18 protein-coding genes and 1 riboswitch are annotated in these 16672 nt (G+C 67.2%); of the genes, 7 read left to right on the plus strand and 11 right to left on the minus strand.

Annotated features, from left to right (window positions below; genetic code table 11):
• Positions 1-62 precede the first annotated feature (62 nt).
• On the minus strand, positions 63-1688 hold the full coding sequence (locus tag ACSS7Z_RS02180) for a D-alanyl-D-alanine carboxypeptidase family protein (RefSeq protein ID WP_438252797.1): 1626 nt from the start codon (positions 1686-1688) through the stop codon (positions 63-65).
• Between the two features lie 70 nt (positions 1689-1758).
• A riboswitch (TPP riboswitch) is annotated at positions 1759-1869 on the plus strand.
• Here ACSS7Z_RS02180 and ACSS7Z_RS02185 point away from each other — a divergent pair.
• The 3 genes from ACSS7Z_RS02185 (at position 1860) to ACSS7Z_RS02195 (ending at position 4782) form a co-directional block, all read left to right on the plus strand.
• On the plus strand, positions 1860-2513 hold the full coding sequence (locus ACSS7Z_RS02185) for an ECF transporter S component (RefSeq protein ID WP_438252798.1): 654 nt from the start codon (positions 1860-1862) through the stop codon (positions 2511-2513). It overlaps the preceding riboswitch by 10 nt.
• A complete protein-coding gene (locus ACSS7Z_RS02190) occupies positions 2432-3982 on the plus strand; it encodes an ABC transporter ATP-binding protein (RefSeq protein WP_438252799.1) in 1551 nt (516 codons plus the stop codon). The genes ACSS7Z_RS02185 and ACSS7Z_RS02190 overlap by 82 nt, the downstream gene beginning before the upstream one ends.
• Positions 3979-4782 carry an energy-coupling factor transporter transmembrane component T family protein gene (locus tag ACSS7Z_RS02195; RefSeq protein WP_438252800.1) on the plus strand — a complete coding sequence of 268 codons (804 nt, stop codon included), beginning with the start codon at positions 3979-3981 and terminating at the stop codon, positions 4780-4782. The genes ACSS7Z_RS02190 and ACSS7Z_RS02195 overlap by 4 nt, the downstream gene beginning before the upstream one ends.
• A 68-nt stretch (positions 4783-4850) precedes the next feature.
• Here ACSS7Z_RS02195 and ACSS7Z_RS02200 read toward each other — a convergent pair whose 3' ends face one another.
• From ACSS7Z_RS02200 to ACSS7Z_RS02220, 5 genes are all read right to left on the minus strand, one after another.
• Positions 4851-5705, minus strand: coding sequence for a M23 family metallopeptidase (locus tag ACSS7Z_RS02200; protein WP_438252801.1), 855 nt, complete (start codon positions 5703-5705; stop codon positions 4851-4853).
• Positions 5702-6235: an ArsR/SmtB family transcription factor gene (locus tag ACSS7Z_RS02205; RefSeq protein WP_438252802.1), complete on the minus strand. Its 534-nt coding sequence runs from the start codon at positions 6233-6235 to the stop codon at positions 5702-5704. Before ACSS7Z_RS02205 ends, ACSS7Z_RS02200 begins: the two co-directional genes overlap by 4 nt.
• A gap of 24 nt (positions 6236-6259) precedes the next feature.
• The gene (locus tag ACSS7Z_RS02210) at positions 6260-6673 is read right to left on the minus strand and encodes an MmcQ/YjbR family DNA-binding protein (protein WP_438252803.1); all 414 of its coding nucleotides are present in this window, start codon (positions 6671-6673) and stop codon (positions 6260-6262) included.
• Positions 6673-7386 carry a phosphotransferase gene (locus tag ACSS7Z_RS02215; RefSeq protein WP_438252804.1) on the minus strand — a complete coding sequence of 238 codons (714 nt, stop codon included), beginning with the start codon at positions 7384-7386 and terminating at the stop codon, positions 6673-6675. The genes ACSS7Z_RS02210 and ACSS7Z_RS02215 overlap by 1 nt, the downstream gene beginning before the upstream one ends.
• Positions 7387-7501: 115 nt before the next feature.
• Positions 7502-7861: a DUF488 domain-containing protein gene (locus tag ACSS7Z_RS02220; protein ID WP_438252805.1), complete on the minus strand. Its 360-nt coding sequence runs from the start codon at positions 7859-7861 to the stop codon at positions 7502-7504.
• Between the two features lie 96 nt (positions 7862-7957).
• Between ACSS7Z_RS02220 and ACSS7Z_RS02225 the strand changes: the two genes are divergently transcribed.
• Together ACSS7Z_RS02225 and ACSS7Z_RS02230 are read left to right on the plus strand one after the other, a co-directional pair.
• Positions 7958-8749: an SDR family NAD(P)-dependent oxidoreductase gene (locus ACSS7Z_RS02225; protein WP_438252806.1), complete on the plus strand. Its 792-nt coding sequence runs from the start codon at positions 7958-7960 to the stop codon at positions 8747-8749.
• A gap of 98 nt (positions 8750-8847) precedes the next feature.
• Complete coding sequence (locus ACSS7Z_RS02230) at positions 8848-9678, plus strand: SDR family oxidoreductase (protein ID WP_438252807.1); 831 nt, start codon at positions 8848-8850, stop codon at positions 9676-9678.
• A gap of 141 nt (positions 9679-9819) precedes the next feature.
• Here ACSS7Z_RS02230 and ACSS7Z_RS02235 read toward each other — a convergent pair whose 3' ends face one another.
• From ACSS7Z_RS02235 to ACSS7Z_RS02255, 5 genes are all read right to left on the minus strand, one after another.
• Positions 9820-10569 (minus strand): sulfite exporter TauE/SafE family protein, encoded by a 750-nt coding sequence (locus tag ACSS7Z_RS02235; protein WP_438252808.1) that lies wholly within the window; start codon positions 10567-10569, stop codon positions 9820-9822.
• Between the two features lie 12 nt (positions 10570-10581).
• Positions 10582-11220: a bifunctional 4-hydroxy-2-oxoglutarate aldolase/2-dehydro-3-deoxy-phosphogluconate aldolase gene (locus tag ACSS7Z_RS02240; RefSeq protein WP_438252809.1), complete on the minus strand. Its 639-nt coding sequence runs from the start codon at positions 11218-11220 to the stop codon at positions 10582-10584.
• A 64-nt stretch (positions 11221-11284) separates the two neighbouring features.
• Entirely contained in the window at positions 11285-12367 is a 1083-nt protein-coding gene (locus ACSS7Z_RS02245) for a Gfo/Idh/MocA family protein (RefSeq protein ID WP_438252810.1), read from the minus strand.
• On the minus strand, positions 12340-13047 hold the full coding sequence (locus tag ACSS7Z_RS02250) for a ThuA domain-containing protein (RefSeq protein ID WP_438252811.1): 708 nt from the start codon (positions 13045-13047) through the stop codon (positions 12340-12342). The genes ACSS7Z_RS02245 and ACSS7Z_RS02250 overlap by 28 nt, the downstream gene beginning before the upstream one ends.
• Positions 13044-14225: a Gfo/Idh/MocA family protein gene (locus ACSS7Z_RS02255; protein WP_438252812.1), complete on the minus strand. Its 1182-nt coding sequence runs from the start codon at positions 14223-14225 to the stop codon at positions 13044-13046. The genes ACSS7Z_RS02250 and ACSS7Z_RS02255 overlap by 4 nt, the downstream gene beginning before the upstream one ends.
• Before the next feature lie 85 nt (positions 14226-14310).
• On the opposite strand from ACSS7Z_RS02255, the gene ACSS7Z_RS02260 reads away from it, so the two are divergent.
• Together ACSS7Z_RS02260 and rlmN are read left to right on the plus strand one after the other, a co-directional pair.
• The gene (locus tag ACSS7Z_RS02260) at positions 14311-15363 is read left to right on the plus strand and encodes a LacI family DNA-binding transcriptional regulator (protein WP_438252813.1); all 1053 of its coding nucleotides are present in this window, start codon (positions 14311-14313) and stop codon (positions 15361-15363) included.
• Positions 15360-16601, plus strand: a complete 1242-nt coding sequence (gene rlmN / locus ACSS7Z_RS02265; protein ID WP_438252814.1) for a dual-specificity RNA methyltransferase RlmN — start codon at positions 15360-15362, stop codon at positions 16599-16601. The genes ACSS7Z_RS02260 and rlmN overlap by 4 nt, the downstream gene beginning before the upstream one ends.
• Positions 16602-16672: the final 71 nt, after the last annotated feature.

Below are 16672 nucleotides of genomic sequence, written 5' to 3' on the forward strand. Positions count from 1 at the left end.
GGCCGGCTGCATGGGTAGCCGGCCCTCGTCGTCTGCTGGCCCTCTTTATCTGCGGGCGAAGATCAGTTCGCGGAGTCGAGCCCGAGTAGTTCGAGCGGATGCGTCAGCCGCCACAGCGGACTCGGGCCGGACAGCTCCTCGGCCAGCGAAACACTGATCTCTTCAGCATCCACGGGGCCGGTGACTGTCAGCGTGCCGATCTCGCCGGTGCGCTGATCGGTCAGATCAAAAACCACGTTCGAGGCCGCGGCGGCGCCGTTCCACAGCACCACCTCGGCATCGGCATCCGTGATGACATCGACGCTCGCGCCCCACGGCGTGCTGACTGCGCCGACGACCGTGCCCTTCGCGACAGCGGGGGAAGCCGCAGCCAACGAGGCTTCCACGCCGGAGAACAGCGACCGCGTCACGGCAAGTCGTTCGTCGTTGTCGCCCTGGTTCAGCACCGCGGCGTACAGGCGAACCGTTGTGCCATTGACCGTGATGTCCTTCGCGGTGAGCAGGCTCCAGCCGACGAGGGTTCCGGTCTTGATCCCGACGACACCCGGGTCCGCCAGCATCCCGTTGGTGTTCTCGACGAGTCCGGCGCCGGGCAGTTCTACGCTCGGGGTACCGACGATCTCGGCGAAGACCGGGTTCTGCATCGCCCGCTCGGCGAGCCGCAAGAGAGCCTCCGGGGTGGCGACGTTGTCCTCATCGAAGCCCGACGGCGTCACGATCGTGATGTCGTCCAAGCCGCGGTCCGCGAGCCACTTCTCGGCAGCTTCGGCGAATCGACGATCGGAACCCCAGATCTCACGGGCAAGACGGTCGATGTAGTTATTGGCTGAACCCAGCAGCGTGCCCTGAAGCAGCTGGTATTCGTTCAGCACGCCGCCGACAGGAACATCCAGTGCCGACTGATTGGCGCGGCGGTAGTCCCAGTAATCGACGGTGTCGCTGTACCTGAAACCGTACTCCGGCCCGGTCTCGCCCGGCTGCAGCGGCAGCGCGTCCAGCACCATCAGACTGCTGACGACCTTCGTCACGCTGGCGATCGGCACGGCGGCCGCATCAGAGGCCATCGATGAGACTCCGGCCACGCTCACACCGGCACTGCCGATGGTCGGCCAGGACACTGTCGCCGGCTCGGACGCCACCGGCTGGAAATCGGCTGCCTGCACGGTCGGTGCCACCTCGTGCAACGGCCACAGCAGCATGGTCGCCGAGTAGGCCACCGCGAGAGCGGCCAAAGCGCCCAGAGGCGGCAGCCAGGTGCGTGCCGCACCGGAGCGAAGCGCAGCGCCGGCGAGCAGATCCGGACCGGGCTCGTGCATCGTTACCGCATCGAGATCGGCTGGACGGGTCCCCGCCGCCACGGCTTCGGAATCGAGCCAGGTGAGAGCGGAACCCGAACTGCCGGCGTCAGCCCACCGCGCCTGCGGCGATGGCTCCGCCAGAGCAGTTTCGATCGCGTTCAGCTCAGCATCGAAATCGAAAAGACCGACCGGAGGTGCCGGCGGCTTTTGAGCATCCGTGGACGGTGACTGCGTAGCATCCGACAGTATCGGCGCGGAGACGGACCCCTGTTCTGTACTCTCGCTGGGCGGCTCCGTGGGGGAGTGTTCAGCATCGCGCTTGTGGGCGCGTGCACGCAGTGCTCGGCGGCTGAGCGTGCCCGTCTCGGGCGTGGCATCGTCAGGGGTCACCCATCTACGCTACCGAATCCGCTCGCACTCTGCGCTGAGTCCGGCTGCGGTTGCAGACGGGTATGATCATCAGCACAACCACGGGAGCCCGAATGTCGGGCTGAGAGGGAGCGAACCGCGCTTCGACCGTCGAACCTGATCTGGGTAATGCCAGCGCAGGGAGGAGTTCAAATGAGTACATCCATGTCCACTTCAGGATCTGTCGGATCGGCCACGTCCACAGCCACGGGATTGCGCCGCTCGGAGCTGTGGCGTTGGCGCGTCGTCGACATCGTCGTCGCCAGTGTGATCGCCGTCGCCTGCGCCGTCATCTTCCTGCTCTGGAACGTCGGCTATGAGGCACCGAGCGCGCTGCTGAAGCCGCTGCTTCCCGGCGTGCAGGGGCTTCTCGCGGGCCCCTGGCTGCTCGCCGGCGTGCTCGGCGGGCTGATCATCCGCAAGCCGGGCGCCGCGATCTACACCTCGGTCGTCGCGTCGGTCATCTCCGCTCTCATCGGCAACCAGTGGGGGCCGCTGACCATCGCGTCCGGCATCGTGCAGGGATTGGGCGCGGAGATCATCTTCCTGCTGTTCCTCTACGGCGTCTGGCGCCTGCCGGTGGCTGTTCTCGCCGGTGCCGGTGCCGGTGTGGCCTGCGGCATCAATGACCGCATCCTCTGGTACCCCGGCGCCGATGTGCTGTTCACTAGCGTGTACATCGCGTCGACCACGATCTCCGGCGCCGTCATCGCCGGCCTCGGCGGATGGTTCATCGCTCGCGGGCTCGCCGCTACCGGTGCGCTGGGCCGTTTCGCCTCTGGGCGCGCGGCAACCCCGCGGGTGTGACGATCGGCACCGGTGTGACGTCGACCCCAGCCGCGCTTTCGGCGTACGGCTGGGGTTGGCGTTACGCCACACGCCGACGCTGGGCGTTGCGCGATGTCACTCTGAACATCTCCGCCGGCGAGCGGGTTCTGTTGCTGGGCGCATCCGGATCGGGGAAGTCGACCCTGCTGCAGGCGTTCGGCGGTGTGCTCGGCGGCGCCGACGAGGGCGAGGAGATCGGCGAGCTGCACGTGGACGGCCTGCCTGCGGCACAGGTGCACGGCCGGGTCGGGATGGTGCTGCAAGACCCCGATACCCAGACGATCCTGGCGCGTGTCGGTGACGATGTGGCTTTCGGATGCGAGAACCTCGGAATACCGCGCGAGGAGATCTGGCCGCGAGTGGATGCTGCGCTCGATGCGGTCGGCCTCGATCTGCCGCGGGACCGCTCAACCGCCGCGCTCTCGGGCGGGCAGAAGCAACGGCTCGCACTCGCCGGTGTGCTGGCCATGCGCCCCGGGGCGATCCTGCTCGATGAGCCGACCGCGAACCTTGATCCCGCCGGGGTCGAGGAGGTGCGCGATGCGGTCAAAAACGTGCTGGATGCAACCGGAGCGACGCTCGTGGTCATCGAGCACCGCATCGATGTGTGGCTGCCGCTCGTCGATCGCGTGATCGTGCTGGGCGTGGAAGAGGACTCGACGGTCGTTCTCGCCGACGGCACACCGGAGGCTGTGCTCGGCGCCCGCGGCGAAGAACTCGCCGCGGCGGGCGTGTGGGTTCCCGGGCATCCGCCGGCCTCTCCGCCGGCGCCCGTCGCGGCGCCGGGTGGCGAGCTGCTGCAGGCGCAGCAGCTCGTAGTTTCACGACGTCGGGGCATGCCAGTCGCCGGCCCTGTCGATGTCGGCGTGCGCGCGGGTGAGGTGCTCGGAATCGTCGGGCGCAACGGCACGGGAAAGTCCACGCTCGGGCTGACGCTGGCCGGGCTCATCGATCCCGAAAGCGGGCGGGTCACGGCATCCGCTTCGCTGGCATCCGGTGAAAAAGCCAACCCCGGGAAATGGTCTTCGCGCGCGCTGCTCACCCGCATCGGTGCGGTGCTGCAGAGCCCGGAGCATCAGCTGCTCGCCAGAACCGTGCGCGAAGAGCTGTCGATCGGGCCGCGCGCCCTTGGCCTCGATGAGGGCGAGGTCACGGCCAGGGTTGATGACCTGCTCGTCCGGTTGCGGCTGAACGCGCTGGCTGAGGCGAACCCGTACACGCTCTCCGGCGGCGAGAAGCGACGACTGACGGTGGCCGCCGCGCTTGCCACCCGGCCGCACGTGCTCATGCTCGATGAGCCGACATTCGGACAGGATGCCGTGACCTGGGCGGAGCTCGTCGCGATCATCGCGGGCCTGCGCGACCAGGGCGCGGCGATCATCGTTGTCTCGCACGATGAGGACGTGATGAAGGCTTTGCATGCGCGTCGGATCGAGCTCGGATCGTGAGCGCGTTCGCCATTGATACCGGCCGGGTGCCGAGAACCGGGCCCATCGCTCCGCGCAGTGCACTGGCGAAGTTGGCGACGGCGTTGCTGATCAGCGTCCCGCTGATCCTCACGATCGATGTGCTGTCGGCTGCTGTCGCGCTGGTGCTGGAGATTCCGCTGCTGCTGCTCGCCGGGCTGAAAGCGCGGGAGTTCTGGATGCGCACCGCGGTGCTGTGGATTGCCGCGCCGCTCAGCGCCGTAACGATCGCGCTGTATGGCGAGGCGAGCGGAACCGTCTATTTCGAGTGGTTCGTCATGCGCGTCAGCGATGGTTCATTGGCGCTCGCGGCGGCGACGGCGGTGCGCGTGCTGGCCATCGGGCTGCCAGCGATCGTGCTGTTCGTCACCGTGGACCCCACCGATCTGGCCGATGATCTGGCGCAACGAGCGCATCTTCCTGCCCGCTTCGTGATCGGCGCGCTCGCCGGAATGCGGATGCTCGGATTACTCGCTGATGACTGGCGTGCGCTGGCGCTGGCCCGTCGAGCCCGCGGCGTCGCCGATCAGGGGCGGATCCGGCGGGGGATCGGGATGGCGTTCGCCCTGTTCGTCCTGGCGATCCGGCGCGGGTCATCGCTGGCGACCGCGATGGAGGCGCGCGGCTTCGGCGGCCCGGCAGCGCGTACCTGGGCTCGCCCGTCGCCGTGGGACCGCGGCGATACGGTGCTGCTCATCATCGGGATGCTGATTCCCACCGCTGCGCTGACCGCCGCCGTGGTCTTCAACACCTGGAACTTCATCCTGGGCCCCACCTCTTAACCGGCTTGCGAGTGGCCGGTTGTGGCTCAGTTTCCGCGCGAAATCGAGCCACAACTACCCACTCGCAATCAGGGGGTGTGGGTCATATGCTCGCCATTTTGGGGGAGTGCGCGGACCTTTTCTGCAGCATCTGCGAGGGAGATTCCGGTGAAGGCCATCGGAATACCGATCCCTGTCCATGGCGAGGCGCGATCCATGAGCTGAGCATGCACATGAGGCTCGCTGGTGTTACCGGAGTTGCCGCAGCTTCCCAGCTGCTGACCCTCGCGCACCGTCTCGCCGACGCGAACGATCACCGACCCGCGTTGCAGGTGCGCGACCATGGCATGCACGCCATCCGCGCCGCGGACCGTGACGTGGTTGCCGATGGCGAACCCCGGCCCGCCCAGCTCCCGGAACGCACCTTCGATCATCATGTAGATCACTGCGAGCGCACTGGAGCGCGCTCGGTGATCCCGTCGCCAGTCGGAAGCGCGCACCACCACTCCGTCACACATGGCGAGCACCGGCGCGCCGAAGGCCGGATACTCCGACGGGTCACGCATCGCCGAGCCCTCGCCGAAGGTCGGACGGACCTCATCGACTGGCTCACTGACGAGATCGATTGCGTACGTCTGCCCGTATGCACGAACTCCGTGACTGGGGACTTTCGACGCGGGGCTGTTCATCGCGAGCCATCTCCCGTGTACCGGAGAGGAGACCAGCACCGTCGATGAGTCGGGGAGAAAGGCGGGGGCGACGAATGCGAGCACGATGCACAGCGCCAGCACGCACACCGCGATCAGCGACAGGATGCCGCGAGCCTGACGCACGGTTTCGCCCAGAGTTAAGAATGTGGACAGAGCGACGGCGAGGAGGGTTGCGGTCGCGGCGTAGTACCCGGGCACGCGAAAGCGATAGACCGCAGCGAGCGCGTGCCTCATCGCTCGGCTCCGAGCACGCACGCCAGCAGAGGGACGATCCGCGCCGCCGGGATCTCGTAGTTGCCGCGCCCACTCTGACGCACCCATCCGGCGCTGAGCAGTTGGCGCAGATGGTGGTGCAGCTGGCCCGTCGTCCCGAGTGCCTCGATTGACGCCAGGTCAGCTGTCGCATGCACGCCGGAGAGGATGTGCCGGAGAAGTTCCATCCGAACCGGATGCCCCAACGCCGCGAACGCCGCCGCGCGCTCCGTCCATTCCGTCTCCAGCATTCCCGTGGTTCCAACGCTCTGCTGCCATGACACCGGAGCGCCGGTGGGCAGAGTCAGCGACCCCACGAGCATCACGGCACCGTCCGCGGTCGAGGGAGCATCCGCGAGACGTGACTGCACTCCGGTCAGGGCCCAGAACGCATCGCCATCAGCAGGTGATTCATCGACCGCGTGAGCGGTCTGCTGCTGAGCGTCGAGAGTGTCGACTCGTTCCGTCAGGACACGCACCGCTTCGCGCAGTGCTGCTAGTTCGTCATCCATACCGCAATAATACGTTAATACGTACTACTGAACAATGTCGGGTGGCTGCAGCTCATCGAGCGCTCGGATCAATCGTTTCGATGCGGTGACCCGGTACGACGCATCGATGAGCTCTGCGATCTCCCGCCAATCGGTCGCCTCGTCGAGATCGATGCCGAGCCATCCAGACGGACCCAGATATGCCGGTACCCAGAAGCGAGCGTCTTGACGCAGCGCCGGCTCGTCGAGGGGATCCGGGCGCACCATGATCGCGGCATCATGAGCGATCCACTCGTCGTCGACGTGCTGCGAGCCACCGAAATAGCAGAACACCTTCTTCGTGAAGAACGCCGGGCGCCCGTGGCTGACCTTCTCGGCGGCCTCCGGAAATGCGAGCGCGATGGCACGCACCCGGTGCAGCAACGGGTCGCCGTCCGTGAACATGAGCGGATGAGCCATCAGCTCGCGTTCCACAGTTCTCGGTAGTAGGCCAGGCGTTCGCGGTCGGGTGCGACGCCGTATGCCTCGATGAGGGCCTCCTCCCAGCCGGGGCCATAGTTCCACAGTGTGCTCATCGAGGCCACGGCGATATCTGCCCAACGATCGGCGGTGCCCAGGGCTGCGAGATCGACGTGCGCAAGCGGAGTGCCGTCCTCGTCGAGGAGGGTATTGGGCGCGCAGGCGTCGCCGTGGCAGACGACGAGCTGGTCGACCGGCGGCGGGTCGCGCAACGCATCCGGAACGCGGATGCCCCGGGCCTCGGCCTTCGTGATGCGGGTGGGTACGCTCCAGCTCCACGGGCATTCATCGACCGGCAGCGCGTCATGCAGCATCCGCAGGCCTTCGCCGATTGCGCGCACGGCGCTGGCCGGTTCGGCGATCCACCGTGGGAAGGCCGCGCTCTCGCCAGGAAGAGCCACGGTGACGAGCCATTCGTGCGTCGCATCCTGTCCTTGCGCGATCACCTCGGGAACGCGCGTCCACCGGGAGGCCCACCGCATCCGTTCCGCTTCATCGCGCATGTTCGCCTCGGAGTCGTGCGGCCCCCACTTGATGAAGCGGCCGTCGTCGCTGCGGAACGTCAGCCCGCCGATGCTGTTCGCCCACACCGGGGTCAGTGCCGCGCCGCCCGCCAGGCGCATCACCTGCGCCGGCGCGGCCGGAATCGTCACAGTCCCACCTGCTTCCCGTTCATAACTCCTGAAGAATGGCCGCAGAAGCCGGGAAACACTGCCAGATCGGGCCGCTGCGCGTGGTTTCTCAGGAGTTGTGCGCGGGGGACGGCCATCACAGCAGCTCGCGCAGCGCCGCTTCGAGCACGATGGCGTGATTGTGCCGCTCGTCGTGGGCTGCGTAGACAAGGGTGACAACGTCGTGGTGCTTCAGCTCTGCTGCCAGCTCGCCCAGCGCCCCGGCGCTTTCATTCGCGAGTTCCGCTCGGTAATGCTCGGCGTAGACGCCCCAATCGTCGTCGGATGCCGCATGCCAGTCCTTTCGCAGTTCCGGACTCGGGGCGGTGTCCTTGGACCACAGGTCAATGGCTGCGTGCTCCTTCGAGACGCCTCGGGGCCACAGTCGATCGACGAGAACGCGGAATCCATCGGCCTGTTCGGCGGTATCGTAGGCTCGCTTGCGACGCAGTTCCATGACTACAGCCAACACCTCCCTAGGCGCAGCCGCCAGGGGTGACACTGAGAACTGCGTATGCTGGGACTCAGTTGCAAACGGTTCGAAGGAGAACGCATGCAGATCCAGGGAACTGGGGCATTGATCACCGGCGGGGCTTCCGGCCTCGGCCTGGCAACGGCTCGGATGCTTGCCGCTGCGGGCGCCCATGTCACACTGATCGACCTCCCCTCCTCTGACGGTGCGACCGTGGCCGCCGAACTGGGCGGCACGTTCGCCGCCGCCGACGTCACGAACGTTGATGAGGTGCAGGCTGCTGTCGCTACGGCGAATGAGAAAGCACCGCTGCGCATCGTCGTCAACTGCGCCGGCATCGCACCGCCCGCGAAGGTACTCGATCGTGACGGGAACCCTGCCGTGCTCGCCGACTTCGAGCGCGTCATCCGGATCAACCTCGTCGGCACGTTCAACGTGATTTCGCAGGCATCCGCAGTGATGGCCAAGAACGACCCTTCGACCCCGGAGCCGGTCGAAGGCTCAGGGAACGTCGACAGTGCGCGCGGCGTCATCGTGAACACGGCCTCCGTCGCCGCCTTCGACGGACAGATCGGCCAGCCCGCCTACTCGGCGTCAAAGGGCGGCGTGCACGCGATGACGCTTCCCATTGCGCGAGAGCTTGCCCGCCACGGCATCCGGGTCTGCACGATCGCGCCCGGAATCATGGAGACGCCGATGCTCGCCGGCCTCCCTGAAGCCGCGCAGGAATCTCTCGGGCAGCAGGTGCCGTACCCCGCGCGCCTCGGACGCCCCGGCGAATACGCCGCGCTCGTGCGGAGCATTGTCGAAAACGACTATCTGAACGGTGAGACCATCCGCCTGGACGGCGCGATCCGGATGGCCCCGAAGTAGACACTCGAACCCAGGTTCACGGAGCGCAAATGGCTCCGGATCCGGTCGAAACAGAACCATTTGCGCTCGTCGAACGGGTGCTGGGAAAAGGAGATCCGATGACACTGGCAGGAAAAACCATTCTGATGTCGGGCGGCAGCCGCGGCATCGGCCTCGCCATCGCGCTGCGCGCAGCAGCGGACGGCGCGAACATTGCGATGCTGGCGAAGACCGACACCCCGCATCCGAAGCTCGAGGGCACGATTCACACCGCCGCCGAGCAGATCCGCGCGGCCGGCGGCAATGCGCTGCCGATCGTGGGCGACGTGCGTGAGGATGACGACATCACCGAAGCGGTCATGAAGACTCAGGGCGAGTTCGGCGGCATCGACATCGTCATCAACAACGCCAGCGTCATCGACCTGTCGCGCTCTCTCGATCTCGGCGCGAAGAAGTATGACCTCATGCAGGACGTCAACGTGCGCGGGACCTTCATGCTGTCGCGCGCGGCGATTCCGCAGCTGCGTGAGGCCGAGAACCCGCACATCCTGTCGCTGTCGCCGCCGCTGAACCCGACGCCGGAGTGGCTCGGGGCACACACCGGATATTCGCTGGCGAAGTTCGGAATGACGATGGTCACGCTGGGGCTTGCTGCCGAATTCGGTGGCGACGGGATCGCGGCGAACACACTGTGGCCGCGCACGACGATCGCGACCGCCGCGGTGCAGAATCTGCTCGGCGGTGACAAGGTGATGGCCGCGAGCCGGACGCCGGAGATCTATGCGGATGCCGCGTATGCCGTTCTCACGAAGGAAGCAGCATCGTATTCGGGTCAGAGCCTGATCGTCGAGGACGTGCTCGAGGCTGCCGGTGTCACTGATTTCTCCGGCTACGCTGCGGTTCCTGGCACTCCCGACGACCGTCTGTTCCCCGACATTTTCCTCGGCTGAGGCCGCCTGGCCCGCCGGGCCGAGATTCGTGCGTGCCGAATCCCAGACGGGATCGGCGTGTCGAGCGACCGAGGCCGGCGACACGCCGCGACCCAGGCCGGGCGTCTGGGATCCGGCACGGCGCGGTCCGACAAGTGCGCTTCAGAACAACAGGTACGTCGCCCCCACGATTGTGAGAACGATCACGATGCGGTCGAACACCTGCTGATTCATCCGGCGTGCCAGCCGCAATCCGGCGAGGGCGCCGATGACCACGAGCGGTGCGAGGGCCGCATCCATCAACAGCACGGGCTGGGTGAACAGTCCGAGCCCTGCCAGGAACGGTACTTTCACGAGGTTCACGATCGCGAAGAACCACGCGGAGGTGCCCAGGAACACCTTGACCTGAGCCCGCGTGGCGATGAAGTACATCGACATCACCGGTCCGCCGGCATTGGCCACCATCGTCGTGAACCCGCCGAGTGCGCCGTACGCCGTCGACAGCAGCACGCCACCGTGAGCGGATGCCGGGGCATCCGTCTTCGCCTCGCGCCACCGTCGCCACAGCGTGAGCCCGATCATGATGAGCAGGATCACGCCGATCGCGCGACGGACGACTCCGTCTCCGGCGAGTGCGAGGAACCCGAACCCGGCGAGGAGCCCGGCGGCAACTGCCGGCGCGAGCCTGACCAGTGTCGGCCAGTGTGCGTGTCGACGGTAGGCGATCAGCGCGAACACGTCGCCGACGATGAGCAGGAGAAGCATCGCCGCGGTGGAAGTGCGCGCCGGCAACACCGCGGCGAACAGGGCTATGGCCAGGATGCTGCCACCGGGCAGCGCCGTCTTCGAGATGCCGATCGTCACAGCCGCGAGGGCGAGGAGTGCCCACGCCCAGGGCAGCAGATCAGGCATCGAACAGCGGGTTCAGCTGCGGGTGGCAGTGAACGCGGCGGCGAATCTCTCGGCCCGTCGGGTGAGGTCGGCCCAGTCCCCGGCCTTGATCGATGCGGAGTTTGCCAGGTCTCCGCCGGCGCCGACAGCCACCGCGCCGGCCGCGAACCAATCGGCGAGGTTGTCGGGGCTCACGCCGCCGGTCGGCATGAGCGGAGCGTCCGGGAACGGGCCGCGCAGCGCGCCGAGGTACGACGGCCCGCCGAGGGACGCCGGGAAGATCTTCACAACATCGACCCCCAGTGCCAGAGCGCCCATGACCTCGGTCGGCGTCATCGCCCCGGTCATTACCACCCGGCCGGTGTCGAGCATCGCGCGGGTGAGGTCGGGCAGGGTGCCGGGGCTGACGAGGAACGCGGCCCCGGCATCCGCCGCGGCAACGGCCTGCTCCACAGTGGTCACGGTGCCGGCGCCGACATAGGCCGCATCGCCGTGGCGAGCGATCAGTTCGCGGATGACGGCCGGAGCATCCGGGGTCGAATAGGTGACTTCGATGCCGGCGACACCGCCGCGAATGATCGCGTCGGCCGCGTCAAGCGCCAGTTCGGCGGAGGGTGCGCGGAGTACGGCGAGGACGCCGGTGGTGCGGGCGCGGGCAAGACGGTCGGTCATGAGGCTCCTTCATCGGGGTGCGCTCTCATTGTCCCGGATTCGCACCTGTAGTTACAAGTGCGAATTAGTGTCGCCACCGCTCTTCGTCCGTGAGAGGAACAAGCGTCGGTCGCTCCGCCGTCGTGGTCACCTCGACCCGCCGACCGATCCGAGCCGACTCCATGAGTGACGTCATGATCTCCAGCACGTGCAAAGCAATGGTGCCGTCTGCGCGCCCGCCACCCGCGACGAAATCGAGCAGCCCGATACCGCGGCCGCCGTTGACGTACCCGGCACGAGGTTCGACCGGCATCCATTCCTTCTCGCGGGGCCGGCGCAGCCGCACATCGCCGGAGAACTGATTCGGATCCGGCACCGAGAGTGAACCGGTCTCGCCGTGCACCTCGAGAGGCGCGGCACCCGTCGCTGCGCCGTCGAAGCTGAACGTCACGGTCGACACCGCGCCGCCGACATGCTCGAGCACACCGGTCACATGCGTGTCGATCTCCACGGGAATCTCTTCGCCCACCCGGGGTCCCGAGCCGATGCGTCGCACCGCCTTCGGCCGCGACGATACGCCGGAAACGCGCGCGACAGGGCCGAGGAAATGGAACAGCGAGGTGAGGTAGTACGGCCCCATGTCGAGCAGGGGACCGCCGCCTTCGCGGTAGTAAAAATCGGGGTTCGGATGCCACGACTCATGCCCTGCCGAAACCCAGGTCGCTGTCGCAGCGACAGGACGCCCGATCACACCCTCATCGATCGCGGCGCGCGCGGTCTGGATGCCGGTGCCGAGCACCGTGTCCGGGGCACAGCCCACCCAGGCCGAGCCCGCCGCGTCGATGATGTTCTGGGCTGCGGCAAGGCCCGGGGCGAGTGGTTTCTCGCCGTAGACGTTCTTGCCGCGTCCGAGAGCCGCCAGCGCGACCTCGGCGTGGGCGGCCGGCACCGTCAGATTCAGCACGGTCTGCACGTCGGGGTCGGCGACCAGTTCATCGACGGTCAGGGCGCGACAGCCCGGGATGCCCGCGGCGACTTCTGCTGCGCGTTCGACGTTCAGATCGGCGACGGCGATAATCTGCACACCGGGGTGCGCGCGGAGCGTTTCGAGGTACTGGGCGGAGATGACTCCGAGGCCGACTATTCCGATACCGTGCGGCTCGCCCACAGCATTCCCCTCTCGATGATCGTGCGTACGTTGTCGTCGCGCAGCACCGCGGGATCGTGTCCCGGGGTCGCGACGAAGATGCGTCCCTGCCCCCATTCGCGCGTCCACACGGCCGGTGACACGATCGGTCGGTGCCACGGGTGGTAAGGCTGCGCCGGATGCGTGGTCGTGGCAAGCACATCGTTGAGGTCGTCGGCGAGCACCCAGTACTGCTCAGTGTTCAGGGTGAAGTCGTCCAGCCCGGCCGTGATCTCATGCGCGCGGCCGAGTTCGGTCAGCTCCACCGTGTACGGGAGGAAGTTGTCTGCTTCGCCGCCTTCGCGGGCATCCGGATGCTTCGCTGGATGAGTGGCGAACTGGCCTCCGATCAGCTGCAGGTAATCGGAGCTGTTGCGGTAGGAATCAGCGATGCCCCCATGCCATCCCGCCAGGCCGGTGCCCCGCTCGACTGCCCGGCGCAGCCCCTTCAGCGCTTCGGCGGAGATCGTCGACATCGTGACGGACTGGACGATGAGGTCGACGGCATCCATCACCGCAGCATCCGCGTAGATTTCGTTGGACTCCTCGATCTGCACCTCGAACCCGTTCGCCGTCAAGAACGGCAGGAACAGCTCGGTCGCCTCGATCGGGTGGTGCCCTTCCCAGCCTCCGCGGACGACCAATGCCTTGCGCGTGCTCATGAGCGTGCTCCTTCTACAGGGGTGTATCGGCTTTCGGAAGCGGCGCTGGTCTCGACGGCTGCGAGAACCCGCTGCACCTGGGCGGCTTCTTCGAAACTCGGATGCGGGGTGCGTCCCTCGGTGACCGCCCGCACGAAATCGACGGCCTGATGGGTGAACAGGTGCTCGTAGCCGAGGCCGTGGCCCGCGGGCCACCAGGCTCCGGCGTAGGGATGCTCCGGCTCCGTGGCGTCAATGCGGCGGAAGCCCTGCTCGTGGCTCGGCAGCGTCGCGTCGTGGAACTGCACCTCATTCATGAACGAGAAGTCGAAAGCGACCGAGCCGCGGTCGCCGTTGATCTCGATGCGGTTGGCATTGCGGTGGCCTGCGGCCATCCGGGTTGCTTCGAAGACGCCGAGGGCGCCGTCCGCGAAGGTCGCGGTGAACGCTGCGGCATCGTCGACGGTGACGGCTTCGCGCGGCGCATCCGCACTTCCGTGTCCGCCGAGGCCCACACGCTCGTCCAGCCGCGGGCGTGAGGTGACGAACGTGCGCAGCATCGCCGAGACACCCGTGATCGTCGATCCGGTCAGCCACTGTGCGGTGTCGATGCTGTGCGCACCGATATCGCCGAGCGTGCCGGATCCGGCACGCTCGCGATCGAGGCGCCAGGTGAACGGGGCATCCGGACTCGTCAGCCAGTCCTGCAGATACTGGGCGCGTACGTGGCGGATCTCGCCGAGTCGGCCGGTGTCGATGAGCTGCTTCGCCAGGGCCAGCGCCGGGGTGCGACGGTAGCTGAAACCGCACATGCTGAAGACTCCGCGCCGGGTGGCAGCTGCCGCGGCCTCGGCCATCTGCTCGGCCTCGGCGACATCGTTGGCCAACGGCTTCTCGCACAGCACATGCTTTCCGGCGGCGAGGGCTGCGAGCGCGATCTCCGCATGCGTATGGCCGGGCGTGCAGATGTCGACGATGTCGATGTCATCGCGCGCGATCGCCGAGCGCCAGTCGTCGGAGGATTCCGGTATGCCGAACTCGGCCGCGGCGAGCGCGGTGCGCGCTGCGTTGCTGCCGACGAGGAGAGTAGCGGTCGGGGTCACCGGTAGGTCGAAGAATCGTGGTGCGGTCCGCCAGGCATGGGCGTGCATCCTGCCCATGAATCCGGTTCCGATGATCGCTACGCGCAGCGCCGCCATAGATGCTCCTTCGCCGTCGATGGTGTTTGCAAAAACATTGCCAGGTGCACTGGCAGAAGTCCCAGAATTTGCGCAAAATAGATGGATGCCCTCAACCGCCCGTGTCACGCTCGCTCGCGTGGCAGCGGATGCTGGCGTTAGCGTCTCGACCGCATCACGCGCGCTTCGCGGCCGAGGCGACATGGCAGCGGATACGCGAGCCCGCGTGCAGCAGGCGGCCCGCACGCTCGGGTACACGGTTGCCGGCGAATCGCGTGGCCGTCCGCGCGGGGGGATGTCACGCGTTTTCGATCTGGTGCTGAGCGGATTCCACGACCCGTACACGGACGAGGTCACCGCGGGCGCCCGCACGGCGGCGGCGAAACTGCGCTACGACCTCGTGCTGACGACCGAGCGCGACGACCCCGATGACGACTGGCCGCAGCGGATCCGCTCGCGCGGCACAGCTGGAGTGATCCTCGGACTCATCGTCCCGACCGCGGCCCAGCTCGCGCCGATGCGCCGAGCCGGCATTCCCGTGGTGCTGCTCGAACCGCGATCAGAGGCGCCGCTGAAGCTGCCCAGCATCCGCAGCACTGACCATGCCGGCGGTGCAGCCGCGGCCGAGCACCTCATCAGCCGGGGCGCTCGCCGCTTCATCCTCATCGGCGGAACGCCGTCATACCGGTACGGGCGCGGACGCGCAGAGGGTTTCCTCGAGACGCTGGCCAACCTCGCGCCCGGCGCCGAACGGGTGCGCGCCGACGCCGACTGGAGCGCGATGGGAGCATGGCGTTCCTGCGCCCGCGCACTGTCTCAGATCAGCGGGTCGGGTCCGATCGGCCTGTTCGCCTGCACGGATGAGATGGCTGCCGGAGCGTATCGGGCGATCGCCGAGGCCGGATTGTCGATCCCGAACGACGTGCTCGTCGTCGGCTTCGATGATGTGCGCGGTGCCCGGTGGATGCATCCACCGTTGAGTACTATCCGACAGCCGATTCGCGCGATGGCGGCTGCCGCTGTTCATGCCCTCGCGGCAGCGGTCGCCGGTGCCGAGATCGATGACGAACGGATCGAGCTTCCGACCGAGCTGGTTGAACGGGCATCCACCCGTACCCCAGCCGCTTCCCACCTGTCACCGCGTACCCTGGATACATGACTGAGTCCTCCGCCATCCGCTCAACGGGTCCCGCTAAACCGCAGGTGCGTCCGCGGACCGAGGGTTGGACGCAGAAGAAGGACGCCGAGGGGCGCCCGCTGCTGCAGTTCGCGAGCCCGAAGCGCGGCAAGCCGCCGGTTCACCTTGCGGACCTCACGCCTGCCGAGCGCACCGAGAAGGTCAAGGAGCTCGGACTTCCGGGCTTCCGTGCCAAGCAGCTCTCCACGCATTACTTCACGCACTACACGTCCGACCCCGCCGAGATGACTGACCTTCCCGCTGCGCAGCGGGATGAGCTCGTCGCCGGAATGCTCCCGCCGCTGCTCACCGAGGTGCGCCGGCTGGAGACCGACAAGGGCGACACGATCAAGTTCCTGTGGCGCCTCCACGACGGGGCCCTCGTCGAGTCGGTGCTCATGCGCTACCCCGGCCGCATCACGCTCTGCGTGTCGAGTCAGGCCGGATGCGGCATGAACTGCCCGTTCTGCGCCACCGGGCAGGCGGGGCTGACCCGCAACATGTCGACGGCTGAGATCATCGAGCAGATCGTCCGCGCGAACCGGCTGATCGCCGAGGGCGGCCTCGGGGGCAAGAAGAGCGACGACCACTCGATGGAGCGCGTCTCCAACATCGTCTTCATGGGGATGGGCGAGCCGTTGGCTAACTACAAGCGGGTGATGGATGCTGTGCGCATCATGGTCGGCGCGCAGCCGGACGGACTCGGTATGAGTGCCCGTGGCATCACCATCTCGACGGTCGGCCTCGTGCCCGCCATCCGCAAGCTCGCGGACGAGAACATCCCCGTCACGTTCGCGCTCTCACTGCACGCCCCCGACGACACCCTGCGCGACGAGCTCATCCCGGTGAACTCAAAGTGGAAGGTCGACGAGGCCCTGGATGCCGCGTACAACTACTACGAGAAGACCGGTCGCCGCGTCTCGATCGAGTACGCGCTCATCAAAGACATGAACGACCACGCCTGGCGTGCGGACCTGCTGGCGGAGAAGCTCAACCAGCGTGGCCGCGGTTGGGTGCATGTGAATCCGATCCCGCTGAATCCGACGCCGGAATCGGTGTGGACAGCATCCACGCGTGAAGTGACGAACGAATTCGTGCGCCGACTCAACGATGCCGGCGTGCCGACGACCCTCCGCGACACACGTGGCAAGGAAATCGACGGGGCCTGCGGCCAGCTCGTGGCGACGACCGAAGACGAAGTGGCGGCCGCGGCGCTGTAACGGCCCGCTCCACACCAACCCCCGCTCCACCACAACCCCTGCTCCGGTCGCACTTCGTGCTGCTAAAACGC

Source organism: Microbacterium wangyouchuni, from assembly GCF_051546305.1.
Lineage (GTDB): Bacteria > Actinomycetota > Actinomycetes > Actinomycetales > Microbacteriaceae > Microbacterium.